22 protein-coding genes are annotated in these 22,744 nt (G+C 71.1%); 11 read left to right on the top strand and 11 right to left on the bottom strand.

What is annotated here, in order from left to right; genetic code table 11:
* Nucleotides 1-3: 3 nt before the first annotated feature.
* From OG542_RS31670 to OG542_RS31680, 3 genes are all read right to left on the bottom strand, one after another.
* Complete coding sequence (locus OG542_RS31670) at nucleotides 4-1,038, bottom strand: CopD family protein (protein ID WP_328415301.1); 1,035 nt, start codon at nucleotides 1,036-1,038, stop codon at nucleotides 4-6.
* Between the two features lie 303 nt (nucleotides 1,039-1,341).
* Nucleotides 1,342-2,862: a S8 family peptidase gene (locus OG542_RS31675; protein ID WP_311124935.1), complete on the bottom strand. Its 1,521-nt coding sequence runs from the start codon at nucleotides 2,860-2,862 to the stop codon at nucleotides 1,342-1,344.
* Between the two features lie 60 nt (nucleotides 2,863-2,922).
* Entirely contained in the window at nucleotides 2,923-4,452 is a 1,530-nt protein-coding gene (locus OG542_RS31680; protein WP_328415304.1) for a S8 family peptidase, read from the bottom strand.
* 255 nt (nucleotides 4,453-4,707) lie between these two features.
* Here OG542_RS31680 and OG542_RS31685 point away from each other — a divergent pair, with 255 nt between their 5' ends.
* From OG542_RS31685 to moaA, 3 genes are all read left to right on the top strand, one after another.
* Nucleotides 4,708-5,064 carry a DUF485 domain-containing protein gene (locus OG542_RS31685; protein WP_193480821.1) on the top strand — a complete coding sequence of 119 codons (357 nt, stop codon included), beginning with the start codon at nucleotides 4,708-4,710 and terminating at the stop codon, nucleotides 5,062-5,064.
* The gene (locus OG542_RS31690; protein WP_311124933.1) at nucleotides 5,061-6,686 is read left to right on the top strand and encodes a solute symporter family protein; all 1,626 of its coding nucleotides are present in this window, start codon (nucleotides 5,061-5,063) and stop codon (nucleotides 6,684-6,686) included. Before OG542_RS31685 ends, OG542_RS31690 begins: the two co-directional genes overlap by 4 nt.
* 170 nt (nucleotides 6,687-6,856) lie before the next feature.
* Complete coding sequence (gene moaA, locus OG542_RS31695; RefSeq protein WP_328415307.1) at nucleotides 6,857-7,846, top strand: GTP 3',8-cyclase MoaA; 990 nt, start codon at nucleotides 6,857-6,859, stop codon at nucleotides 7,844-7,846.
* A gap of 84 nt (nucleotides 7,847-7,930) precedes the next feature.
* Here the strand turns inward: moaA and OG542_RS31700 are convergent, their stop codons facing one another.
* Nucleotides 7,931-8,146 (bottom strand): hypothetical protein, encoded by a 216-nt coding sequence (locus OG542_RS31700; protein WP_311124931.1) that lies wholly within the window; start codon nucleotides 8,144-8,146, stop codon nucleotides 7,931-7,933.
* Between the two features lie 231 nt (nucleotides 8,147-8,377).
* A complete protein-coding gene (locus OG542_RS31705) occupies nucleotides 8,378-8,773 on the bottom strand; it encodes a DUF3099 domain-containing protein (protein ID WP_328415309.1) in 396 nt (131 codons plus the stop codon).
* Between the two features lie 244 nt (nucleotides 8,774-9,017).
* On the opposite strand from OG542_RS31705, the gene OG542_RS31710 reads away from it, so the two are divergent.
* On the top strand, nucleotides 9,018-9,293 hold the full coding sequence (locus tag OG542_RS31710) for a GlsB/YeaQ/YmgE family stress response membrane protein (RefSeq protein ID WP_311130264.1): 276 nt from the start codon (nucleotides 9,018-9,020) through the stop codon (nucleotides 9,291-9,293).
* A 60-nt stretch (nucleotides 9,294-9,353) separates the two neighbouring features.
* Here OG542_RS31710 and tyrS read toward each other — a convergent pair whose 3' ends face one another.
* From tyrS to OG542_RS31725, 3 genes are read right to left on the bottom strand one after another with little or no spacing between them, the layout of a single operon-like run.
* Nucleotides 9,354-10,622: a tyrosine--tRNA ligase gene (gene tyrS, locus OG542_RS31715; RefSeq protein ID WP_328415311.1), complete on the bottom strand. Its 1,269-nt coding sequence runs from the start codon at nucleotides 10,620-10,622 to the stop codon at nucleotides 9,354-9,356.
* A gap of 43 nt (nucleotides 10,623-10,665) precedes the next feature.
* Nucleotides 10,666-12,060 (bottom strand): metallopeptidase TldD-related protein, encoded by a 1,395-nt coding sequence (locus OG542_RS31720; protein WP_328415313.1) that lies wholly within the window; start codon nucleotides 12,058-12,060, stop codon nucleotides 10,666-10,668.
* Nucleotides 12,057-13,580: a TldD/PmbA family protein gene (locus tag OG542_RS31725; protein WP_328415315.1), complete on the bottom strand. Its 1,524-nt coding sequence runs from the start codon at nucleotides 13,578-13,580 to the stop codon at nucleotides 12,057-12,059. The genes OG542_RS31720 and OG542_RS31725 overlap by 4 nt, the downstream gene beginning before the upstream one ends.
* Before the next feature lie 273 nt (nucleotides 13,581-13,853).
* Between OG542_RS31725 and fabG the strand changes: the two genes are divergently transcribed.
* From fabG to OG542_RS31740, 3 genes are all read left to right on the top strand, one after another.
* Nucleotides 13,854-14,558, top strand: a complete 705-nt coding sequence (gene fabG, locus OG542_RS31730; protein ID WP_189730228.1) for a 3-oxoacyl-[acyl-carrier-protein] reductase — start codon at nucleotides 13,854-13,856, stop codon at nucleotides 14,556-14,558.
* Nucleotides 14,559-14,563: 5 nt separating this feature from the next.
* A complete protein-coding gene (gene fabI, locus OG542_RS31735) occupies nucleotides 14,564-15,331 on the top strand; it encodes an enoyl-ACP reductase FabI (protein ID WP_261679984.1) in 768 nt (255 codons plus the stop codon).
* Between the two features lie 162 nt (nucleotides 15,332-15,493).
* The gene (locus OG542_RS31740) at nucleotides 15,494-15,847 is read left to right on the top strand and encodes a hypothetical protein (protein ID WP_328415318.1); all 354 of its coding nucleotides are present in this window, start codon (nucleotides 15,494-15,496) and stop codon (nucleotides 15,845-15,847) included.
* On the opposite strand, the gene OG542_RS31745 is transcribed toward OG542_RS31740, so the two are convergent.
* On the bottom strand, nucleotides 15,825-16,517 hold the full coding sequence (locus OG542_RS31745) for a FadR/GntR family transcriptional regulator (protein WP_328415320.1): 693 nt from the start codon (nucleotides 16,515-16,517) through the stop codon (nucleotides 15,825-15,827). The two genes, OG542_RS31740 and OG542_RS31745, sit on opposite strands and share 23 nt — an antisense overlap.
* Before the next feature lie 79 nt (nucleotides 16,518-16,596).
* On the opposite strand from OG542_RS31745, the gene OG542_RS31750 reads away from it, so the two are divergent.
* The 4 genes from OG542_RS31750 to OG542_RS31765 all read left to right on the top strand — a co-directional run bounded on the left by OG542_RS31750 (nucleotide 16,597) and on the right by OG542_RS31765 (nucleotide 19,166).
* Nucleotides 16,597-18,024 (top strand): CynX/NimT family MFS transporter, encoded by a 1,428-nt coding sequence (locus tag OG542_RS31750; RefSeq protein ID WP_328415322.1) that lies wholly within the window; start codon nucleotides 16,597-16,599, stop codon nucleotides 18,022-18,024.
* A 67-nt stretch (nucleotides 18,025-18,091) separates the two neighbouring features.
* Complete coding sequence (locus OG542_RS31755; RefSeq protein WP_104779641.1) at nucleotides 18,092-18,208, top strand: SGM_5486 family transporter-associated protein; 117 nt, start codon at nucleotides 18,092-18,094, stop codon at nucleotides 18,206-18,208.
* A 167-nt stretch (nucleotides 18,209-18,375) separates the two neighbouring features.
* Entirely contained in the window at nucleotides 18,376-18,582 is a 207-nt protein-coding gene (locus OG542_RS31760) for a hypothetical protein (RefSeq protein WP_193480831.1), read from the top strand.
* A gap of 65 nt (nucleotides 18,583-18,647) precedes the next feature.
* Nucleotides 18,648-19,166: a SixA phosphatase family protein gene (locus OG542_RS31765; RefSeq protein WP_328415324.1), complete on the top strand. Its 519-nt coding sequence runs from the start codon at nucleotides 18,648-18,650 to the stop codon at nucleotides 19,164-19,166.
* Between the two features lie 111 nt (nucleotides 19,167-19,277).
* Here OG542_RS31765 and serB read toward each other — a convergent pair whose 3' ends face one another.
* Both serB and OG542_RS31775 read right to left on the bottom strand, forming a co-directional pair.
* Nucleotides 19,278-20,492 (bottom strand): phosphoserine phosphatase SerB, encoded by a 1,215-nt coding sequence (serB, locus tag OG542_RS31770; RefSeq protein ID WP_193480833.1) that lies wholly within the window; start codon nucleotides 20,490-20,492, stop codon nucleotides 19,278-19,280.
* 111 nt (nucleotides 20,493-20,603) lie between these two features.
* The gene (locus tag OG542_RS31775) at nucleotides 20,604-22,589 is read right to left on the bottom strand and encodes a streptophobe family protein (protein ID WP_328415326.1); all 1,986 of its coding nucleotides are present in this window, start codon (nucleotides 22,587-22,589) and stop codon (nucleotides 20,604-20,606) included.
* Nucleotides 22,590-22,744: the final 155 nt, after the last annotated feature.

The raw sequence follows: 22,744 nt of genomic DNA on the forward strand, positions 1-22,744 counted from the left end.
GGCTCACCAGCGGATGGGGACCGGGAGGGCCGTCAGCAGTCCGGACACCGCGACCACCAGGCCCAGCGCAACGACCTCCGCCCGCGCCGGCGCACAGGCGCTCAGCGGATCGGCCGCCCGGCGCAGCCTGCTCCGGGCCCACAGGGCGAGGGCGGCGACGGCGGCCACGAGCAGCACTTTGGCGAGCAGCGCACGCCCGTACGCCGTGGTCGTCAACTGTTCCACGATCGTCCCCGGCGGCATCCGGCGCAGCGAACTCCACAGACCCGTCGCGGTGATGGCGGCGAGCAGCACGGCCGCCACGCGCGCGTAGAGCCCCAGCAGGGCCGCGCCCGCCCCGGTGTCGTACCGGCCGTGCCACCGGCGCAGGGTCCGCAGCGCGTGCAGCAGACCGCCCACCCACAGCGCCGCACAGGTCAGGTGGACGAGCGTCAGCCCGGAGCCGGTCAGCGGGCTCTGCTCGGCCGGGGGGTGCGCGCGCAGCGCCTCCGCGACGATCACGGCGGCCAGCGGCCACATCTGCGTGGCCGGCCGGCGCGACAGGGTGCACAGCCCCGCCACCAGGAACGCGTTGACCTCGAGCAGGGCGAGCCTGCCGTCCCGGGACGCGTGGAGCCCGCCGATGTCCATGTCCGACAGACCGCCCGGGACGAGATTGCCCGTAGCCACGACCGAGGCGAGCCCCAGGGCGGCGACGAAACCGACGACGGCGGCGAAGGGCGACCAACTGCGCGGCACCGCCAGGGGCCGGCCGGTGGCCTTCTCCGCGCCGGGTACGGAACGCGCCAGACGGTTCACGAACAGCTCGCCGACCGGTACGCACAGCGCCGCGAACAGCACCGTACGCAGCAGGGCGATGCCGCCGGCACCGGGTGCCGCGGCCTCCCCGGTGCCGTGCAGCGCGGTGGACGGGCCGAGCAGCGGGATCAGCGCGGCCAGAGCCACCAGGACCAGGACGGCGACGGCCCGGCCCGCACCGGTGTGCCGCACGGGCCCGCCGCTGTCGGCCACTTCTGGCGTGGGTCTTGTCAAGGTCACCCCAAGATCTTCACCAACCTTCACATGGTCGGGCAAGTCCAGGGGGGCGAACTCAGTGCGAGCGCCGCCTCGCGGACGTACCACCTGCCGGCACCGCGGTAGCCGCGCAGCCGTATCGCACACTCGACGGGCGGTCGGGCCTTCTCAGGCTCGTGCGAAGTCCATGTCACCCTCATGGCGTACTCAGATCCGCCGCCCACACCTGCACACGAGCGGAAACCACACCACGCTCCCCACGAACCGCAGGAACGCAGCGGGCCGGGCGGGTGCCCCCGCCCGGCCCGGACCACCTTCACACGAGCTCTACTTGGTCACCGCGTCCAGCGCGTCCGCGATGCCCCAGCCGTAGAAGCCGTTGCGGTTCTTCGAGCCCTCGCACACCGCGTCGATCTTGCCGTCGGCGTCGATGTCGTACGGGTCCGTGCACGGCGTGGCGTCGGCCTCCGCGTACAGCAGGGCCTTCACCAGGGCCGGGGGAGCGTACGGGTGCGTCGACTTGATGAGGGCGGCGACGCCCGCGACGTGCGGGGACGCCATCGACGTACCGGCCATGTAGCCCCACTTGCCGCCCGGCAGCGTGCCCAGGATCAGCCCGCTCGTGGCCGGCGCCTCCGGCTTCTGGTAGGCGGTCGAGTCGCCGCCCGGGGCGGCGATGTCGGCGACGCCCAGCCCGTAGTTGGAGAAGGAGGACTTGATGCCCTTCGCGCCCGTCGAGGCGACCGTGACGACACCCGGCAGCTGGGTCGGGATGTCGAGGCACTCCGAGGGGTCGACGGTCCGGTCGCCCGGCGTGGTGTCGTTCGGGGACGACGGGTCGGTGATCTCGTCGGCCGACAGGTCGTAGTTCTCGTTGCCCGCCGCCGCGACGTTGACCGCGCCCTTCTTCTCCGCGTACCGGGAGGCCCGGCCGACGGCGTCCAGGAGCGCCTTCTGGTCCGGGTCGTCGGCGCAGTTGAAGTACCAGGGGTCGGTGTAATAGCTGTTGTTGGTGACGTCGACCCCGTGCTCGGCCGCCCACACGAAGCCGCACACCACGGCCTCCGTGTAGAAGAAGCCGTCCGGGTTGGACACCTTGATGCCGGAGACCTTCACCCCGGGTGCGACACCGGTCATGCCGACGCCGTTCTTGGCGGCCGCGATCTCACCCGCCACGTGTGTGCCGTGCGGGCTCTCCGAGGCACCGGGCCGCCAGGCCCCGTCCGCGGTGTCCGGCTTGCCCGACACGCAGTTGACCGACGCCTTGCGGTCGAAGTTGGGCGCTATGTCCGGGTGGGTGTCGTCGACGCCGGTGTCGATCACGGCGACCGTGACCTTCTTGCTGCCCAGCGACTTCTCGTGCGCCTTGTCCGCCTTGATGGCCGGCAGGTCCCACTGCTGGGGCTGCAGCGGGTCCTGCCCGGCGGGGGCCTCGGCCTCGGCGACCTCGGCCGCGCTCAGCGCCTTCGGCGTCCCCAGGTCGGCCGTCGACGCCGCCGGCAGCGGCTTGGTGCGGGTGGCACCGGCCGACTGGACCCCGCGCACCTTGCGGACGGTCTTGGCGAAGTCGGGGTTCGAGGAGTGGACGACGATGACGCCTATCTGGTCGTACGACGTCACGATCGTGCCCCCGGCCTTGCCGACGGCCTTCTTCACGTACGCCGAAGTGCCCTGCCCCGGCTTGACGTTGACGACGTAGCTGAGCGGGGTCGCGTCGGCCGAGACCGCCGCGGGGGCGTCGTCGGCGGCCGTGGCCGTGGTGTTCGGCAGGAACGCGAGGGCCGTGGCCATGGCCATCCCGGCCGGGATCGCGACGGCGCGGCGGTAGCGCGCGTGCGGCGCTGTCATGGTGTCTCCAGTATGTTCGCGGTGCGAGCTGACTGTGCGTGAAGTCTCAGGATGTACAAGTCACTTGACCGCGCGCAGCGCGTTGACGATGCCGTACCCGTAGAAGCCGTTGACGCGCTTGCCGCCCTCGCACGTGGCGTCCTGGGTGCCATCGCCGTCCTGGTCGTAGGACTCGGGGCAGGCGGTCCGGTCGGCCTGCGCCTTCAGCAGGGCCTGGAGCTGGGCCGCAGACGCCTTGGGGTGCTTGGACTTCAGCAGCGCGGCGACACCGGAGGCGTGCGGGGAGGCCATCGAGGTGCCCTGGAGGAAGCCCCACGCGCCGCCCGGCATGGTGGACAGGATGCGGCCGTCCTTCGAGGGCGTGTCCGGTATCTGGTAGCGCCGGTCACCGCCCGGAGCCGCGACGTCGACGACGCCCTTGCCGTACGTCGAGAAGTACGACTTCACGTTGTTCACGCCCGTCGAGCTCACCGTGACGACACCCGGCAGCTGGGTCGGTATGTCGAAGCACTCGTGCGGGTCGATGGTGCGCTCTACGGGCGTGGTGTCGTTCGGGCTGGAGTCGTCGAGGATCGCGTCCGAGTCCAGGTCGTGGTTGGAGTTGCCCGCCGCGGCGACGTTGAGCGTGCCCTTCTTCTGGGCGTACAGCTGGGCCCTGTTGACCGCGTCGACGACGGCCCGCTGGTCCGGGTCGTCCATGCAGTTGTACAGCCACGGGTCGACGTAGTAGCTGTTGTTCGTGATCTCGACGCCGTGGTCGGCGGCGAACACGAAGGCACACACGACGCTCTCCGGGTAGAAGAGGCCGTTGGCCCGGTCGGTCACGTTGATGCTGGAGACCTTCACACCGGGTGCGACGCCCGCCACGCCTATGCCGTTGCGGGCGGCGGCTATCTCACCGGCGACATGCGTGCCGTGGTAGTCCTCGGGGGTGTACGGCCGCCAGGCGCCCTCGCTGGTGTCGGGCTTGCCGCCGGCGCAGTTGGCGGACTGGGAGGCGGAGAAGTTCGGGGCGATGTCGGGGTGGGTGTCGTCGACGCCGGTGTCGATCACGGCGACGGTCACCTTGCGGCTGCCCGGGTTGATCTTCGCGGCCTTGTCGGCGCCGATCGCGCGCAGATCCCACTGATCCGCCTCGAGGGGCTCGCTCTCGGGCGTCTTCGCCGAGGCCGCTTCGGCCCGCTGGGCCTGGGCGGCCGTCAGGTACTGGGCCGCACCCTCCTCCTTCGTGCCCGCGGCGGTCAGCGGCGCCGTCCGCGTCGCACCCGCCGACTGGACTCCACGCACCTTGCGGATGCTCTTGGCGAAGTCGGCGTTCGAGGAGTGGACGACGATCACGCCGATCCGCTCGTAGGTGGTCACGACCGAGCCGCCGGCCGCGCCGATCGCCTTCTTCACCGACGCGATCGTGCGACGGTCGACCTTGGTGTTGACGACATAGGCCAGCTTCGGCGCGTCGGCCGACTGCGAGGCCGACTCCGCGCGCGGGGCCGCCGACGCGGCAGCCGGCAGAAAGCCCAGCGAGGCCGTCAGTGACAGCACGACGGGCACGGCGAGGGCGAGCCGGCGTCTGGAACGCAGATGAGACATGGGGTCTCCACATCCTCCGGAAACGAAACCGGCCCGAGGCACAGGTGGTGCTCGGGCAGGTACATGACGGGGTGGTGCAGGGCGAAGCTATCCCGCGCTCTCGCTGGCCAGCAACGTTTTGCCGAAACGACTTCGGAAAGAACGCCGGGCAGTTGAACCGGTTCTCGCGTGCCGCCGTGACGTTGGACAGGGAGCGCGAGAACACTCGCCTCCGTCCCCGTTCAAACCGCTTCCGTCATTACGAGGAGACTCTCCGTGTCCACCGACGCACCGCCCCCCTCGAAAGAGCAACACAAACTCCCCTCACCGGAGGAGTTCGCGGAGGTGCACGAGAGCGCGGAGTTCGGTGAACTGCGCCGCTCCTACCGCTCCTTCGCCTTCCCGCTGACCGTCGCCTTCATCGCCTGGTACCTGCTGTACGTGCTGCTGTCGAACTACGCGGGCGGCTTCATGGGCACCAAGCTCTTCGGCAACATCAACGTCGCCTTCGTCCTCGGCGTCGCCCAGTTCATCACCACGTTCCTCATCGCCTGGTGGTACTCGCGGCACGCCGCCGCGAAGCTCGACCCCAAGGCCGAGGCCATCAAGTCCCGGATGGAGGGCGGCGCATGAGCACCGCACAGCAGACCCTGCTCGCCGCGAACGAGGCCAGCGAGCACCGGCCGCTGATCATCACCCTGTTCGCGCTGTTCGTCCTCGCCACGCTCGGCATCACCGTCTGGGCCGGCCGCCAGACCAAGGACGCCGCCGACTTCTACGCGGGCGGCCGCCAGTTCAGTGCCTTCCAGAACGGACTCGCGGTCTCCGGCGACTACATGTCGGCCGCGTCCTTCCTCGGCATCGCGGGCGCGATCGCCATCTTCGGCTACGACGGCTTCCTGTACTCCATCGGCTTCCTGGTCGCCTGGCTGGTCGCCCTCCTCCTGGTGGCCGAGCCGCTGCGCAACTCCGGCCGCTACACCATGGGCGACGTGCTCGCGTACCGCATGCGCCAGCGCCCGGTCCGCACCGCCGCCGGTACGTCCACGATCGTCGTGTCGATCTTCTACCTGCTGGCCCAGATGGCAGGCGCGGGCGTCCTCGTCTCGCTGCTGCTCGGCATCACCTCCGACGCGGGCAAGATCCTCATCGTCGCCCTCGTCGGCCTCCTGATGATCGTGTACGTCTCCATCGGCGGCATGAAGGGCACCACCTGGGTCCAGATGGTCAAGGCCGTGCTGCTCATCGGCGGCACCATCCTGATCACCTTCCTGGTGCTGCTGAAGTTCAACTTCAACATCTCCGACCTGCTCGGCACGGCCGCCGAGAACAGCGGCAAGGGCGCCGCCTTCCTGGAGCCCGGCCTCCAGTACGGCATGACCGGCACCTCCAAGCTGGACTTCGTCTCCCTGGGCATCGCCCTGGTGCTCGGCACCGCCGGTCTGCCGCACATCCTGATCCGCTTCTACACCGTGCCCGACGCCAAGGCCGCCCGTAAGTCGGTGAACTGGGCGATCGGCATCATCGGCGGCTTCTACCTGATGACCATCGCCCTCGGCTTCGGCGCCGCCGCGCTGATTTCCCAGGAGGAGATCATCGCGTCCAACCCGTCCGGCAACACGGCGGCACCCCTGCTCGCCCTGCACCTCGGCGGTGTCGACTCGACCTGGGGCGCGATCCTGCTCGCCACGATCTCGGCCGTGGCCTTCGCGACGATCCTCGCCGTCGTCGCCGGCCTCACCCTCGCCTCGTCGTCGTCCTTCGCGCACGACATCTACGCCAACGTCATCCGCAAGGGGAAGGCGTCCGGCGCCGAGGAGGTCCGCGCGGCCCGCTGGGCGACCGTCTTCATCGGTGTCGTCTCCATCGGCCTCGGCGCCCTCGCCCGCGACCTGAACGTGGCCGGCCTGGTCGCGCTCGCCTTCGCGGTCGCGGCCTCCGCCAACCTGCCCACGATCCTCTACAGCCTGTTCTGGAAGCGCTTCACCACCCAGGGCGCCCTGTGGTCGATCTACGGCGGTCTGATCGTCGCCGTCGGCCTGGTGCTGTTCTCGCCCGTCGTCTCCGGCGACCCCAAGGCGATGTTCCCCGAGGTGGACTTCGCCTGGTTCCCGCTGAAGAACCCGGGCATCATCTCCATCCCCTTCGGCTTCCTCATGGGCTGGCTCGGCACCGTCCTGTCCAAGGAGGAGCCGGACGCCAAGAAGTACGCCGAGCTGGAGGTCCGGTCCCTGACCGGCACCGGTGCCCACTGAGCACCACCCCCTCGCGCGGCCGCGTCGTAGGAACCTCCAGGTCCCTTCGGCGCGGCCGCGTTCCGCGTAGTGGGATCGGGCCTGTCTGGTTGTCAGTGGAGTCACGTAGGCTCGCAGGTGCCGGAGAAGAAGTCCTCCGGGGACGATCCGCGTCGAGGGAGGGGGCCCACGTGCTCATCGACACCTACGGCCGAGTGGCCACCGACCTGAGGGTCTCGCTGACCGACCGGTGCAATCTGCGCTGCACCTACTGCATGCCCGAGGAGGGCCTGCAGTGGCTGGCCAAGCCGGATCTGCTCACGGACGACGAGATCGTCCGCCTGATCGACATCGCGGTCACCTCCCTCGGTATCGAGGAGGTCCGCTTCACCGGCGGCGAGCCCCTGCTGCGCCCGGGCCTTGTCGGCATCGTCGAGCGCGTCGCGGCCCTAGAAGCGCGCCCCCAGATGTCCCTCACCACCAACGGCATCGGCCTCAAGCGCACGGCGGCCGCCCTGAAGGCGGCGGGCCTGGACCGGGTCAACGTCTCCCTCGACACCCTCCGCCCGGACGTCTTCAAGACCCTCACCCGCCGCGACCGCCACAAGGACGTCATCGAGGGCCTGCACGCCGCCCGCGACGCCGGCCTGACCCCGGTCAAGGTCAACTCGGTCCTGATGCCGGGTCTCAACGACGACGAGGCCCCGGACCTCCTCGCCTGGGCCGTGGAGCACGACTACGAGCTGCGCTTCATCGAGCAGATGCCCCTGGACGCCCAGCACGGCTGGAAGCGCGACGGCATGATCACGGCAGGCGACATCCTGACCTCCCTGCGCACCCGCTTCGAGCTGACCGCCGAGGGCGAGGAGAAGCGCGGCTCGGCCCCGGCGGAGCGCTGGCTGGTGAACGGCGGGCCGCATGTGGTCGGCGTCATCGCCTCCGTCACCCGCCCCTTCTGCGCGGCCTGCGACCGCACCCGCCTCACCGCCGACGGGCAGGTACGCACGTGCCTGTTCGCCCAGGAGGAAACCGACCTCCGGGCCGCCCTCCGCTCCGACGCCCCGGACGAGGAGATCGCCCGCATCTGGCGCCTGGCGATGTGGGGCAAGAAGGCGGGTGCAGGGCTGGACGACCCGACGTTCGTACAGCCGGACCGCCCGATGTCAGCGATCGGTGGTTGAGGCACTTCAGGGGCGCGGGGCTGTATCGATGTGCGGCTCCGCCGCGTGGGCGCGAACAACCACAGACGGCCCGCACCCGAAGTCTCAGCTGTTGGTGGCTTCCCACTCCTTGAGAAGAACCACGTCCTTCAAAAACCCCCGCACCCCGAGGAACTGCGACAAATGCTCGCGATGCTCCTCACATGCGAGCCACGTCTTGCGCCGCTCCGGCGTATGGATCTTCGGGTTGTTCCACGCAAGCACCCACACCGCGTCGACGCGGCAGCCCTTCGCGGAACAGATGGGCGTCTCGTCACTCACAGCTCTGTCTCACCACTGCACACATAAGAACCGCACACAGAAAAGGCGACGCCGAGCAGCCACGGGGGGAGCTGCCCGGCGTCGGTCCGTCGCTCCGACGGGGGATGCGGAGCGCGTACGAAGTATGTCACGGGTAACCCCGAGCCCGGCACCTGAACAACATGATTGATCTGAGCTTTTCTTGAGCTTGGCGGGAAGATGACTTCCGTTTGTGACCGCCCCCGGAGGTCCCTACCGCTCCTGCGAATCGGTCTTCGCACCCGGCGCGTGCCCGGACACCGCATCTTCCGCGGTGGATTCCGCGGAACCGTCCTGCGCCCCCGGCGGCGCGATCATCGGACGCGTCGGCGCCGCCACGAACGTCGACGGCAGAGACGGCGCGTTCTCGCGCCCGGCGTTCGCGATCACCACCGCGACGTACGGCAGTACCAGCCCGAGCACCAGCGCCACGATGGCGACGTGCCGTTCGACGTTCCACAACGTCGCCGCGAGGATCACGGAGATCGTGCGGACCGTCATCGAGATCACGTACCGGCGCTGCCGCCCGCGTACGTCCTCCTGAAGTCCCGTCCGGGCGCCGGTGATCCGGAAAACCTGGACGTTGCCGCCGCCATGCTGCTTCCGCATCGCATTCCACCATCCGCCCGTATCGGACTCTCCCCGCCCCGTGGCCGTCCCCGGCCGGCCGGGGAACGTGACCAGGACAGCTCCCACGTTACGCCGCGGCCGCGCCCGCTACGAGACCGGGGCCCGTCCGGCCGAGGCGAACGGCGTGGGCCGTGGCACGTACGGCCATCCCCGGCATGCGGCGTACGGCACCTGGGCCGACACTGGCCGTAGAGCTCACGTCGAGCCGTACGAGGAGGCAGCGATGGGCTGGTTGTGGGCGATCATCGTGGGACTGGTACTCGGCCTGCTCGCCAAGGCGATCATTCCGGGCAAGCAGCACATCCCCCTGTGGCTGACCGTCATCCTGGGCATCATCGGAGGCATCGCCGGCAACGCCATCGCCCGGTCGGCCGGCGTCGACGCCACAGCGGGCATCGACTGGTGGCGGCACGTCTTCCAGCTGGTGATGGCGATCATCCTCGTCGGCCTCGGCGACAAGGCCTGGTCGGCGGCCCGGGGAGACAGACGCAGCGCATGACGGGGCGCACGGCGAAGGGGGCCGCCTCCGCACCGGAGACGACCCCCTTCGTCCGCATGCTCAGCCGCCCGTGACCTCGACCGCCGCCAGGTTCTTCTTGCCCCGGCGCAGCACCAGCCAGCGGCCCTGCAGCAGGTCCTCCTTGGCGGGGACCGCGTCCTCGCCGGCGACCTTGACGTTGTTCACGTAGGCGCCGCCCTCCTTGACCGTGCGGCGCGCGGCCGACTTGCTGGCCACGAGCCCGACCTCGGCGAACAGGTCGACCACCGGGCCGAGCTCGGAGACCTGGATGTGCGGCACCTCCGACAGGGCGGCGGCCAATGTCTTACCGTCGAGCTCCGCCAGCTCGCCCTGCCCGAAGAGGGCCTTGGACGCGGCGATCACGGCGGCCGTCTGGTCCGCGCCGTGCACCAGCGTCGTCAGCTCCTCGGCCAGGGCGCGCTGCGCGGCGCGGGCCTGCGGACGCTCCTCGGTCTGCCGCTCCAGCTCCTCCAGCTCCGCACGGGAGCGGAAGGACAGGATGCGCATGTACTTCGAGATGTCCCGGTCGTCCACGTTCAGCCAGAACTGGTAGAACGCGTACGGCGTCGTCATCTCCGGGTCGAGCCAGACGGCGCCGCCCTCGGTCTTGCCGAACTTGGTGCCGTCCGCCTTGGTCATCAGCGGCGTCGCCAGGGCGTGCGCCGTGGCGTCCGGCTCCAGGCGGTGGATCAGGTCCAGGCCCGCCGTGAGGTTGCCCCACTGGTCGCTGCCGCCCTGCTGGAGCGTGCAGCCGTACCTGCGGTAGAGCTGTAGGAAGTCCATGCCCTGCAGCAGCTGGTAGCTGAACTCCGTGTAGCTGATGCCCTCGGAGGACTCCAGGCGCCGGGCCACGGAGTCCTTCGTCAGCATCTTGTTGACGCGGAAGTGCTTGCCGATGTCCCGCAGGAACTCGATCGCGGAGAGGTTCTCCGTCCAGTCGAGGTTGTTGACCATGACGGCCGCGTTCTCGCCCTCGAAGGCCAGGAACGGCTCGATCTGGGAGCGCAGCTTGCCGACCCAGCCGGTCACCGTCTCCGGGTCGTTCAGCGTGCGCTCCGCGGTCGGACGCGGGTCGCCGATCAGGCCCGTGGCACCGCCGACCAGCGCCAGCGGTCGGTGACCGGCCTGCTGGAGCCGCCGCACGGTGAGCACCTGCACCAGGTGGCCCACGTGCAGCGACGGCGCCGTCGGGTCGAAGCCGCAATAGAACGTGACGGGACCGTCCGCGAGCGCCTTGCGCAAAGCGTCCTCGTCAGTGGACAGGGCGAACAGCCCGCGCCACTTCAGCTCGTCGACGATGTCCGTCACGGTTCTCGTATCTCCTTGGGTGGGCTCGTAATCAGGTACGAGGTTATACGCCCTGGCTGACAGAGCTCATATTGAAGTCAGGCACCCGCAGGGCCGGCATCGCGGCCCTGGTGAACCAGTCGCTCCATTCCCTCGGCAGCGTCTTCTCCGTCCGCCCGGCCTCCGTCACCCGGCCCAGTAGACCGACCGGCGTCTCGTTGAACCGGAAGTTGTTCACCTCGCCGGTCACCTCGCCGTTCTCGACGAGGTAGACGCCGTCCCGGGTCAGACCCGTCAGCAGCAGCGAGGCCGGGTCCACCTCGCGGATGTACCACAGGCAGGTCAGCAGCAGCCCGCGCTCGGTGCTCGCGACCATCTCCTCCAGCGAGCGGTCCTCGCCCCCGTCCAGGATCACGTTGTCGATCACCGGAGCCACGGGCAGCCCGGTCAGGCCCGCGCTGTGGCGGCTGGTCGTCAGGTGCCGCAGCTCGCCCTCGCGCATCCACTCGGTGGCCGCTACCGGCAGCCCGTTGTCGAACACCGACTCATCGCCCCCGGAGGAGTGCGCGATCACGAAGGGCGCCGACTCCAGCCCGGGCTCGTTCGGATCGCTGCGCAGCGTCAGCGGCAGGTCGGTCAGCTTCTCGCCGACCCGCGTGCCCCCGCCCGGCTTGGAGAACACCGTGCGGCCCTCCATCGCGTCCCGGCCCGACGCCGACCACAACTGGTAGATCAGCATGTCCGCCACGGCCGACGGCGGCAGCAGCGTCTCGTACCGGCCCGCGGGCAGCTCCACGCGCCGCTCGGCCCACCCGAGGCGCACGGCCAGCTCCGCGTCCAGGGCCGCCGGGTCGACGTCCTTGAAGTCCCGCGTGGAGCGCCCGGCCCACGCGGACCGGGTCCGGTCCGGTGACTTGGCGTTCAGCTCCAGCGTCCCGTTCGGCTGGTCGTGCCGCAGTCGCAGCCCCGTGGAGGTGCCCATGTACGTCGACACCAGTTCGTGGTTGGCGAACCCGTACAGCTCCCGGCCGCCGGCACGCGCGCGTGCGAAGGCCTCGCCGAGCGCCGGGGCGAAGTCGGCGAACACCGCGGAGGAGGTCTCGGCGGGCGCCTCCGTGAACTCCGGGCTCGCGGCCACGCCCGTGACCAGCGGCTGCGCGTCTTCGGCGGGCCCGGCGCCGCGCGCGGCGGCCTCGGCGGCCCGCACCAGGGGCTCCAGCTCGTCGGCGGTCACGGCGGACCGTGACACGACCCCCGAGGCCGTGCCCTCCTTGCCGTCGACCGTGGCGACGACGGTGAGCGTGCGCCCACGCGTGACGCCGTTCGTCGTCAGGGCGTTGCCCGCCCAGCGCAGGTTGGCGGTCGACTGCTCGTCGGCGATGACGACACAGCCGTCCGCCCGGGACAGTTCGAGGGCGCGCTCGACGACCTCGTGCGGCTTGCTGTTACGCGCGCTCATCGGCCGGCCTCCTGGGTCGTGTTCAGAATGTTGACGCCCTTGAAGAGGGCCGACGGGCAGCCGTGCGACACGGACGCGACCTGGCCCGGCTGGGCCTTGCCGCAGTTGAAGGCGCCCCCCAGGACGTAGGTCCCCGGACCGCCCACGGCGGACATGGAGCCCCAGAAGTCGGTGGTCGTCGCCTGGTAGGCCACGTCCCGCAGCTGCCCGGCGAGCCGCCCGTTCTCGATCCGGTAGAAGCGCTGACCCGTGAACTGGAAGTTGTAGCGCTGCATGTCGATCGACCAGGACCGGTCGCCGACGACGTAGATCCCCCGCTCCACGCCCCCGATCAGGTCCTCGGTCGACATTCCGGCCGGGTCCGGCCGCAACGACACGTTGGCCATGCGCTGCACCGGCACATGCCCGGGGGAGTCGGCGTAGGCGCAGCCGTTGGACCGCTCGAACCCGGTCAGCTTCGCGATCCGCCGGTCCAGCTGATAGCCGACGAGGGTGCCGTCCTTCACCAGGTCCCAGGACTGGCCCTCGACGCCCTCGTCGTCGTACCCGATGGTGGCGAGCCCGTGCTCGGCGGTGCGGTCGCCGGTGACGTTCATCAGCTCCGAGCCGTACCGCAGCTTGCCCAGCTGGTCGAACGTGGCGAACGAGGTGCCGGCGTAGGCGGCCTCGTAGCCGAGCGCCCGGTCCAGCTCGGTCGCGTGCCCGATGGACTCGTGGATGGTCAGCCACAGGTTGGACGGGTCGACGACCAGGTCGTACAGGCCCGGATCGACACTCGGCGCGCGCATCTTCTCGGCGAGCAGCTCCGGGATCCGCTCCAGCTCGCCCTCCCAGTCCCAGCCGGTGCCCCGCAGGTACTCCCACCCGCGTCCCGCCGGCGGGGCGAGGGTGCGCATCGAGTCGAACTCGCCGCTCGACTCGTCCACCGACACGGCGTTGAACACCGGGTGCAGCCGTACCCGCTGCTGCGTGGTCACGGTCCCCGCGGTGTCGGCGTAGAACTTGTTCTCGTGGACGGTGAGCAGCGAGGCGTCGACATGGTCGACCCCGTCGGCCGCCAGCAGCCGCGCGCTCCAGTCCGCGATCAGCCCGGCCTTCTCCTCGTCGGGCACGGTGAACGGATCGATCTCGTACGACGAGACCCAGGTCTTCTCGGAGTGCACCGGCTCGCCGGCCAGCTCCACACGCTCGTCCGACCCGGCCGCCTTGATCACCTGGGCGGACAGCCTGGCCATGGCCACCGCCTGCCCGGCGACCCTGGCGGCGGCGTCCAGGCTGAGGTCGACGCCGGACGCGAAACCCCACGTACCGCCGTGCACCACCCGCACCGCGTACCCGAGGTCGGTGGTGTCCGAGGACCCGGCGGGCCTGGCGTCCCGGAACCGCCAGGAGGCACCTCGCACCCGCTCGAACCGGAAGTCCGCGTGCTCGGCACCGAGCGCACGCGCGCGGGCGAGGGCGGCGTCGGCGAGGGCGCGTAGGGGGAGGGCCGTGAAGGCCTCGTCGATGGTATGAGGCACCGCCGTCTCTTTCTGTCGAGGTGAGCGTGGTCGCCGTACTGCGTGACTGCTCCGATCATGTCGTCCATCTCGCGCGCGGGCCATGAGTTTCCGTACCCCGGGTGCGTGGCTTTCTGTAGGGACCCGACAGTGAGTCCCGTACGCCACTGTCGGTGCCCGATTGTCCGCGGGCGTGCCCGGACCGATAGGTTTTCGAGGAAGCCGCCTGTCATCGCCGCCTGTCGTCCAGGCGCCCGGGCGGGCGTATCAGACCGCTATCGAAAGGGTGATCCGTTGAGCCGCTCGGTTCTCGTCACCGGAGGCAACCGGGGCATCGGCCTCGCCATCGCCCGCGCTTTCGCCGATGCCGGCGACAAGGTCGCCATCACGTACCGCTCGGGTGAGCCGCCGGCAGGCTTCCTGGCCGTCAAGTGCGACATCACCGACCCCGAGCAGGTGGAGCAGGCCTACAAGGAGATCGAGGAGAGCCACGGCCCCGTCGAGGTCCTCGTCGCCAACGCCGGCATCACCAAGGACCAGCTCCTGATGCGCATGTCCGAGGAGGACTTCACCTCGGTCATCGACACCAACCTCACCGGCACCTTCCGTGTGGTCAAGCGCGCCAACCGCGGCATGCTGCGGGCCAAGAAGGGCCGCGTCGTCCTGATCTCCTCGGTCGTCGGCCTCTACGGTGGCCCCGGCCAGGCCAACTACGCCGCCTCCAAGGCCGCCCTGGTCGGCTTCGCGCGCTCCCTCGCCCGTGAGCTGGGCTCGCGGAACCTCACCTTCAACGTCGTCGCGCCCGGCTTCGTCGACACCGACATGACCAAGGTGCTCTCCGACGAGCAGCGCAAGGGCATCGTGTCGCAGATCCCGCTCGGCCGGTACGCCCAGCCGGAGGAGGTCGCCGCGACGGTGCGGTTCCTCGCCTCGGACGACGCCTCGTACATCACTGGAGCCGTCATCCCCGTTGACGGCGGACTGGGAATGGGTCACTGATCACCATGAGCGGAATTCTCGAGGGCAAGCGCGTCCTGATCACCGGTGTGCTGACGGAGGCCTCCATCGCCTTCCACACCGCCAAGCTGGCCCAGGAGCAGGGCGCCGAGGTCATCCTCACGGCGTTCCCGCGGCCCACGCTGACCGAGCGCATCGCCAAGAAGCTCCCCAAGCCCGTCAAGGTCATCGAGCTCGACGTGACGAACGACGAGCACCTCGGGCGCCTGGCCGACATCGTCGGCGAGGAGCTCGGCGGCCTCGACGGTGTCGTCCACTCCATCGGCTTCGCCCCGCAGGACGCCCTCGGCGGCAACTTCCTCAACACGCCGTTCGAGTCGGTCGCCACGGCCATGCACGTCTCGGCGTACTCGCTGAAGTCGCTGACCATGGCCTGCCTGCCGCTGATGCAGAACGGCGGCTCCGTCGTCGGTCTGACGTTCGACGCGCAGTTCGCCTGGCCGCAGTACGACTGGATGGGCCCGGCCAAGGCCGCCCTGGAGGCCACCAGCCGCTACATGGCCCGCGACCTGGGCAAGCAGAACATCCGCTGCAACCTGGTCTCGGCCGGTCCGCTCGGCTCCATGGCCGCCAAGTCCATCCCGGGCTTCGGCGAGCTGGCCTCCGTGTGGGACTCCCGCTCCCCGCTGGAGTGGGACCTGAAGGACCCCGAGCCGGCCGGCCGCGGCGTCGTCGCGCTGCTGAGCGACTGGTTCCCGAAGACCACGGGCGAGATCATCCACGTGGACGGCGGTCTGCACGCCATCGGAGCCTGATCTCCCGTACGCCGTCGGCGCCCCGTTTCCCCGCAGCGCGCGGGGAGCGGGGCGTCACCCGTTCGGCCCAGCCGACCGGGCGGTGGAGGCCCACAGCCGGGCACCCTGGAGTACGCGTTCACCACGCGGTCCCCTCCCCAGCACGGTCGAGGAGGAACCCTTGTGCGCTCGTCCCGCCGCATGGCCTCACTGTCCGTCGCCGTCGCTCTCGTGCTGACCCTGGCGCACGAGGCGGTGCCGCACGCGCGCGTGCCCGCCGACGACGAGCAGGAGCGGGTCGCCCTCTTCGGTGCCGCGTGCCGGGTCCGCGTCAACGACTCCAGGGTGACCGCGTTCTGTCACAACCCCTATCCGGAGACCGACCGCGTGAGCCTGCACGTCGAGTGCGCCCGCTGGTGGGACATCGACACCGACAGCTCCCCGGTGGAGGCCGGGCCCGCGCAGACCGTGCGGCTCGAGGGACGCTGCTGGAAGGAAGTAGGCGACGCGTGGGTCAGCCATCGGCGGGCGGGCTGATCCCGCCCAGGCGGCACAGGAACGGATAGCGGGCCGCCTCCGCCCCCGCCAGGTCCGCGTCCCCCACGCGGATCGCGTCGAGCAGCCGCCCGTGGTCCATGTACGTCTCCGGCGTCAGCTCCTCGCCGACGTCCTCGCGCAGCCAGTCCCGCAGCACCTCGCCCAGGTCCGCGTACATGGCGGTCATCACGTCGTTGTGGGAGGCGGAGACCACGGCGAGGTGGAAGGTCGCGTCCGCGGTCACGAAGGCTTCCGCGTCACCCGACTCCCAGGCCTCCTCACGCCGCAGCAGCAGCGCGTCGAGCTGCTTGAGGTCCTTCTCGGTCCGCCGCTCGGCGGCCAGCCGGGCGGCGGACGACTCCAGTGTGGAGCGCAGCTCGGCGATGTGCCGGGGGTCGGCACCGGCGAACCGCCGCTGCATCACTCCCGCCAGCTCACTGGTCGCCACGACGTAGGTGCCGGAACCCTGGCGGATGTCCAGCAGGCCGTTGTGCGCGAGCGCGCGGACGGCCTCACGGACCGTGTTGCGGGCGACGCCCAGCTGCTCGACCAGTTCCGGCTCGGTCGGGATACGGGAGCCGACCGGCCACTCGCCCGACGTGATCTGGGCCCGCAGCGCGGCGATGACCTGTTCGGACAGCGCCGAACGACGGGGATGGCTCAGAGGCATGGCTCACCTTCGCACGGCCGGGGCGCCGGACGGCAGCCGAGGAGTGGACGGACTGGACAGTCAATCATCCCATGATTCTATGATGGGCCCCATGGCTAGTGAGGAAACCCGGACGATGACGCCCCCGACCGTTCGCGGCCCGGCCGCGCACGACGCCCGGAAAACGGGCGGCCCGTCCACGCGCGCGTGGACGACACGGCTGCTCGTCCTCTGCATCGTGCTGTCCGCGCTGAACCTCCGGCCCGCCATCACCAGCCTCGGCGCCCTCCTGGAGGAGGTCCGCGACGGGCTCGGCATGAGCGGCAGCGTGGCCGGACTGCTCACCTCCGTCCCGCCGCTGTGCTTCGCCGTCTTCGGCGTCATGGCCCCGCGGCTCGCCCGCCGCTTCGGAGCGGGCGCCGTGGTCTGCGCCGGCATGGCCGCCATCGCCACCGGCCTGGCGATCCGGCCGTACGCCGGCGGCACGGCCGGCTTCCTGGCCGCCAGTGCCCTCGCCCTCATGGGCATCGCGGTCAGCAACGTCCTGATGCCGGTCATCGTCAAGCACTGGTTCCCCGACCGCGTGGGCTCCATGACCGGCCTGTACTCCATGGGGCTGGCCCTCGGCACGGCCTTGGCGGCCGCGGTCACGGTGCCCGTGTCCGACGCGCTGGGCGGAAGCTGGCAGTCGGGCCTGGCCCTGTGGGCGGGGCTCGCAGCTGCGGCGATCCTGCCGTGGCTGCCGTTCGTACGGGGGCGCGCGGCGGCGTCCGGGCCGGGCCGGCGGGCTGACGGCGACGAGGCTGCGCGGCACCCGGATACGGCGACGGAGACGTCGGCCTCCGTCCGGACGGGAGCCGGGCACGAGGACCGGCCGGAAGCCGGCCGCGAGGAGACTCCGGCCCCCGCCCCGACGGACCCCGCACGCGAGGAGGCGCCGCGGATGCGGATCACCCGGAGCCGTACGGCCTGGGCGCTGGCCGTCTTCTTCGGGCTCCAGGCCACCGCCGCCTACATCACCATGGGCTGGATGGCGCAGATCTTCAGGGACGCCGGTGTGCCCGCAGGCACCGCCGGGCTGCTGCTGGCGCTCACCATGGTGATGGGCGTCCCCCTGGCCTTCGTCATACCCCGCCTGGCCACCCGGCTGCCGCACCAGGGCCCGATCGTGCTCGCCCTGGGCATCTGCGGCCTGATCGGCTACGCCGGGCTGTATCTCGCGCCGGCCGGCGGCGCCTGGGCCTGGGCCCTGCTGCTCGGCGTCGCGAACTGCGCCTTCCCGCTCGCCCTCACCATGGTCGGCATGCGGGCCAGGACCGGCCCGGGCGTGGCCCAGCTGTCGGCCTTCGCGCAGAGCACCGGCTACCTCATCTCCATCCCGGGTCCGCTCCTGGTGGGCGTCCTCTACCAGCACAGCGGCGGCTGGGGCCTGCCGATCACGCTGATGAGCGCCCTGATGGTCCCGCAGATGGTGGTCGGCTGGCTGGCGGGCCGCGACCGCACGGTGGAGGACGAGGCGGGCCGCTGAACCGGCCTCGTCGTGTCGGCCTCACCCCGGGGCGTACCGCGCTCGGGGTGGGTGCGACACTTGCCCCATGCCAGTGCTCGATCCGAATCCCCAGCATGGTCAGAAGAAGATGCTGCTCGTGTTCGGCGCATTCTTCGCGATCTTCATCGTCATCGCCGTCATCGCGACGCTCGCCTCGCCGTGACCGGCCCCGGCCCCGCCGATGGTGGGGCTGGCCCCCCTGTCCCCTAGGGGGTGAGGGTCAGGGTCAAGTGGGTGGGTCACCGGATGGGTTGGCTGCCGCGGATTCCGTAACTTCGAGGTGTGGCCGCGAGACGGGGGCCACCGGCCACTCGAAAAGCGGAGGCACCCATGTCGGCCCCTACGCAGACCCCGCCCCACCCGGCGACCCGGTCGGGCGCCGACAGCCGGCTTCCCTGGTGGGCCCTGGCGCTGCCGGCGCTCCTCTTCACCGCGCTGCTCGTCCTGATCCTGAACCCGTCCGACGCCCACGCGGCCACCGGTGACCCCGTGGTCACCCACCTCTTCGAGCGACTGCGGCAGCTGACAGCCCGCTGAGCACGGCCGAACCCGGTGGTCAACTCCCTGCGCCACATGGCGTGTTTCATGCGAAGCTGGATCTCATGAGCGTCGCAGAACCCCGCACGATTGTCCTCTTCCGCCATGCGAAAGCCGACTGGCCACAGGTGACCGATCACGAGCGTCCGCTTGCCGACCGGGGCCGAAAAGACGCGGCGGAGGCCGGGCGCAGGCTGGCCGACACCGGCATCCCCTTCGACCTGGCCCTGTGCTCCACCGCGGTCCGGACCCGGGAGACCTGGAAGCTCGCCGTCCATGAGTTCCCGCATCGGCCGAAAACCGTCTACGAAGAGCGGATCTACGAGGCCTCGCCGGGCGAACTGATCGCCGTGCTCAACGAGACCCCCGACGACGTGCAGAACGTCCTCTTGATCGGCCACAACCCGGGCGTCCAGGGCCTCGCCGACATCCTGGCGGGCGAGGCCGAGGACGACGCCCGCGAGCGGATGGAACGCCGTGGGTTCCCGGCCGCCGCCTTCGCCGTCCTGTCGATCACCGGCTCGTGGAAGAGCGTGGAGCCGGGTGTGGCCGCGCTGCGGGACTACTGGGCGCCGGCCGAGTGACCGTCTCCGCGTGACTGGGGCCGAGACAGAGGGCCCGGCACCGGTGCGGTGCCGGGCCCTTCCCGGCGGTCCGGGCGGTGTCTCGGTGGCGCGGGCGGTTCGCGGGTGGTCTCAGACCGTGTCCAGGGTGTCCGCCGCCTCGACCTCTTCGCGCGTGACGCCCAGCAGGTAGAGGACCGTGTCCAGGAACGGGAAGTTCACCGCGGTGTGCGCGGCCTCCCGCACCACCGGCTTGGCATTGAAGGCGACGCCGAGACCGGCCGCGTTCAGCATGTCCAGGTCGTTCGCACCGTCACCGATCGCCACGGTCTGCGACAGCGGCACGCCCGCCTCCGCCGCGAACCGGCGCAGCAGCCGAGCCTTGCCCGCGCGGTCGACGATCTCGCCGGTGACCTTGCCCGTCAGCCTGCCGTCGACGATCTCGAGCGTGTTGGCGTGGGCGAAGTCCAGCCCCAGCCGCTCCTTCAGATCGTCGGTGACCTGGGTGAACCCACCCGAGACGACACCGACTTGGAAGCCGAGCCGCTTCAGCGTACGGATCAGGGTGCGGGCGCCCGGCGTCAGCCGCACCTCGCTGCGCACCTTGTCCACCACCGAGGCGTCCAGCCCCTCCAGCAGCGCCACGCGCGCGTGCAGGGACTGCTCGAAGTCCAGCTCCCCGCGCATCGCGGCCGCCGTCACCTCGGCGACCTTGTCCTCGCAGCCGGCGTGCGCGGCGAACAGTTCGATGACCTCGTCCTGGATGAGCGTCGAGTCGACGTCCATGACGACCAGGCGCTGCGCACGCCGGTACAGACCGGCGGCGACGACCGCCACGTCGATGCCGAGTTTCGCCGCGTCGGGCGCCAGGGCGGTGCGCAGCGGCTCGGTCTCCACGCCGGACACGGCGAACTCGACCGCGGTCACGGGGTACTTGGCGAGCCGGAAGATACGGTCGATGTTGCCGCCGGTCCTGGTGATCCGCGCGGTGACCGCGGCGGTCGCCTCCGAGGTGAGCGGATGCCCGAGCACGGTGACCAGGGAGCGGCCCAGTCCGCGCGGCCGGTTGTCGCCGAGGCCGGAGATGATCTCCGCCTGCATCTTCATCGACTCGGCCCAGCTGTGGACGGTCGCCCGCAGATCTCCCTCGAGACCGGGAGGCGGCTCGGTCACGAGCGCGCACAGCACCATCCGGCCACGGGTGACGACCTGCTCGATGTCGACGACGTCGACGGAGTAGGCGGCGAGAGTGTCGAAGAGGCCGGCCGTGATGCCCGGCCTGTCCTTGCCGAAGATCTTGACAAGGAGGGTGGGGACGTCAGAGGACGAGGTCTGCGATGCGCTCATGGTGGTTCCACCGTATCCGGCAGGCAGCTCGCACCGCCCGTGAGGTCCGGCTGGCGGACAGCGAACACTGAGTGTCGTGTCGATGACGTGAATCTTGCGTACCGGTACGGATCACCTCCCGCCCCGCGGTTTCCGCGGCGGCGGGGCAGGAGGCGGGGGCGGCGGCCCGTCGTCCGGCCGGGCCGGCGGCCCGTTCCCGCCTCGCGGCCCGGGTGGCTGGCGGGGGCCTCGCGGAGGCGGCCCGACCGGCCGCGCCACGGTGGGCGCGCCGTACACGTCGCCGTTCCCTGGCTCGGCGGCCCCCGCGTCCGGCCGCTCTTCGCCAGGCCGGCCCCGGCGCGCGTCGCCTGGCCGCCTCCGGGTCTGTCCCGGCCGCCGTTCCTCACCGGCGGGCCGCGCGTCCTCCGGTTCTCGTAGTTCGTCCGGCAGCCGGAGGTACGGATTGGTGGCCGGGTTCGGCGGCCGGTACGGCGTACCCGGCCCGTACGGCCCGGCTTCCTTCCCGTACGACGCCCGCTCGCCTCGCGGATCGCCCCGGTCCCCGGACCGGCCGGTCTCCTCGTGGTACCGGCCGCTGTCCTCGTCGTATCGGCCGGTGCTGTCGTCGTACCAGGGCGACCCCGAGCCGCCCCCTGCCCCTGCCCCTGCCGATCCGTTCCCACGGGCCAACGCCAACACCGCCGCCGACCGCCCGGCGGCCCCGCTCGCCCACGCCAGCAGTGCCCCCACGGCCCCGGCCCCCGTGCCCCACACCGCGCCCAGCAGCAGCGCCATGCCGAGATGCCCGTGCAGTTCGATGCCCGCGCCGAACGCGTCGAAGCCGAGCACGGACAGGGAAGCGGTCACGGACACATCCGTCAGCCAGGCCAGCAACGGCAGGGCCAGCGCGGTCACGACACCCAGCCGCGACGCGCACCTGCCGGCGAAACCCAGGGCACCGGAACCCCGTACCGCCGCCCCTGCCCGCACCCCCGCGACGCTCCCCACCGGCGACCGCACCGCCGTCAGCACGCCCGCCAGCAGCATCATCAGCGCCGCCGCCACTCCCAGCAGCCACACCCGCCCGTCCAGCTCGGCCAGCCGCCCCAGCGTCACCTGCCGGTCGGGGCGGGCCGCGAGCAGGTCGTCCAGCGGGTCCGGCAGGAAACGGGTCAGTTCACCCGTCGCCCGGCCGTCCCACGGCACGAACAGGCCGATCGGCACGCCCAGCCACACCCCGTTCGGTGCCCCGAGCAGCGCCGCGCCGGCGATGCGCTCGGGGTGGTCGTCGCCGCTCGCCGCGTACGCCGCCGCGGCGAGCCCCGCCGCCACGGCCACCAGCAGCACGGTCACCACCGCGGAAACGGCCGGCCGTACGACCCGGTGCACGGCCTCCCACCCCCGGGGCAGCGGAGTGCGGCGCGAGGCCAGCAGGGCGACGAGGAGGATCCCGGCCGACCAGCCGAGACCGCCGAACAGCGTGGGCACGGTGTCGACCGTGAAACCGACCGCCGCCCGCGCGTCGACCAGGTCCCCGACCTGGTCCGGCAGCAGCCCGCCGATGTCCCCGACGTCCCCGAGCCCGGGGATGTCCAGGCCACCGCTTCCGCCCCCGCCCCCGCCGGTCAGGTCGTCCAGCCCCAGCGAGCCGCCGTCGATCGTGATGACGTCGTGCCCCGCCCAGGCCAGCCCGCCGAGCATCGCCACGAACAACGCGACCACCGCGCCCGCACGCGCGAGGAGTTCGGCTGGTGATATCACAACTCCCGCCGCCCGCAAGGACCGCAGGAAGAAGTACGACAGCAGCACCGCCCCGACCAGGCTCACCCCCAGTGGCGTGATCTCGATGGCAGTGTCCGCCTCCGCGCCCGTGAGGCCGAACACCGACACATCGCCGGACGGTGTGACCGAACCACCCGCCCCAAGGGCCACCACCGCCGCGGTCATCGGCCCCAACGAGCCCGCCGCGTCCGCCTCCAGCAGACGCAGCCCCAGCGCCGCCGTACCCGCCATCCCGATCAATGCCCAGCTCACAGCGGCGACGGCGGACATCAGCACGTCCCCCCACGGCACGCGTGTGCCGTCACTCGCCTTCTCGACGCCTGTACCGGCACCCATGGCAGACCCCCCGATCCGCTCCGCGGCGGGAACACCGCGCATGTCCCCCTCGCGACGAAATACCACTCTCCGGCCCGGTTTCAACCCCGTCAACGGAATCGGCCGAGGCGTCCGTACGCGGTTTTCACAAGGCCCGACTTTCGGTCAGGGGGCCG

It is taken from the genome of Streptomyces violaceus, from assembly GCF_036014075.1.
Taxonomy (GTDB): domain Bacteria; phylum Actinomycetota; class Actinomycetes; order Streptomycetales; family Streptomycetaceae; genus Streptomyces; species Streptomyces violaceus.

Coding starts and splice junctions, on each gene's coding strand:
- OG542_RS31675 (WP_311124935.1), bottom strand. CDS start 2,862: ATGACAGCGCCGCACGCGCGCTACCGCCGCGCCGTCGCGATCCCGGCC.
- OG542_RS31680 (WP_328415304.1), bottom strand. CDS start 4,452: ATGTCTCATCTGCGTTCCAGACGCCGGCTCGCCCTCGCCGTGCCCGTC.
- OG542_RS31690 (WP_311124933.1), top strand. CDS start 5,061: ATGAGCACCGCACAGCAGACCCTGCTCGCCGCGAACGAGGCCAGCGAG.
- OG542_RS31705 (WP_328415309.1), bottom strand. CDS start 8,773: ATGCGGAAGCAGCATGGCGGCGGCAACGTCCAGGTTTTCCGGATCACC.
- OG542_RS31710 (WP_311130264.1), top strand. CDS start 9,018: ATGGGCTGGTTGTGGGCGATCATCGTGGGACTGGTACTCGGCCTGCTC.
- OG542_RS31720 (WP_328415313.1), bottom strand. CDS start 12,060: ATGAGCGCGCGTAACAGCAAGCCGCACGAGGTCGTCGAGCGCGCCCTC.
- fabI (WP_261679984.1), top strand. CDS start 14,564: ATGAGCGGAATTCTCGAGGGCAAGCGCGTCCTGATCACCGGTGTGCTG.
- OG542_RS31745 (WP_328415320.1), bottom strand. CDS start 16,517: ATGCCTCTGAGCCATCCCCGTCGTTCGGCGCTGTCCGAACAGGTCATC.
- OG542_RS31750 (WP_328415322.1), top strand. CDS start 16,597: ATGATGGGCCCCATGGCTAGTGAGGAAACCCGGACGATGACGCCCCCG.
- OG542_RS31755 (WP_104779641.1), top strand. CDS start 18,092: ATGCCAGTGCTCGATCCGAATCCCCAGCATGGTCAGAAGAAGATGCTG.
- OG542_RS31760 (WP_193480831.1), top strand. CDS start 18,376: ATGTCGGCCCCTACGCAGACCCCGCCCCACCCGGCGACCCGGTCGGGC.
- OG542_RS31765 (WP_328415324.1), top strand. CDS start 18,648: ATGAGCGTCGCAGAACCCCGCACGATTGTCCTCTTCCGCCATGCGAAA.
- serB (WP_193480833.1), bottom strand. CDS start 20,492: ATGAGCGCATCGCAGACCTCGTCCTCTGACGTCCCCACCCTCCTTGTC.
- OG542_RS31775 (WP_328415326.1), bottom strand. CDS start 22,589: ATGGGTGCCGGTACAGGCGTCGAGAAGGCGAGTGACGGCACACGCGTG.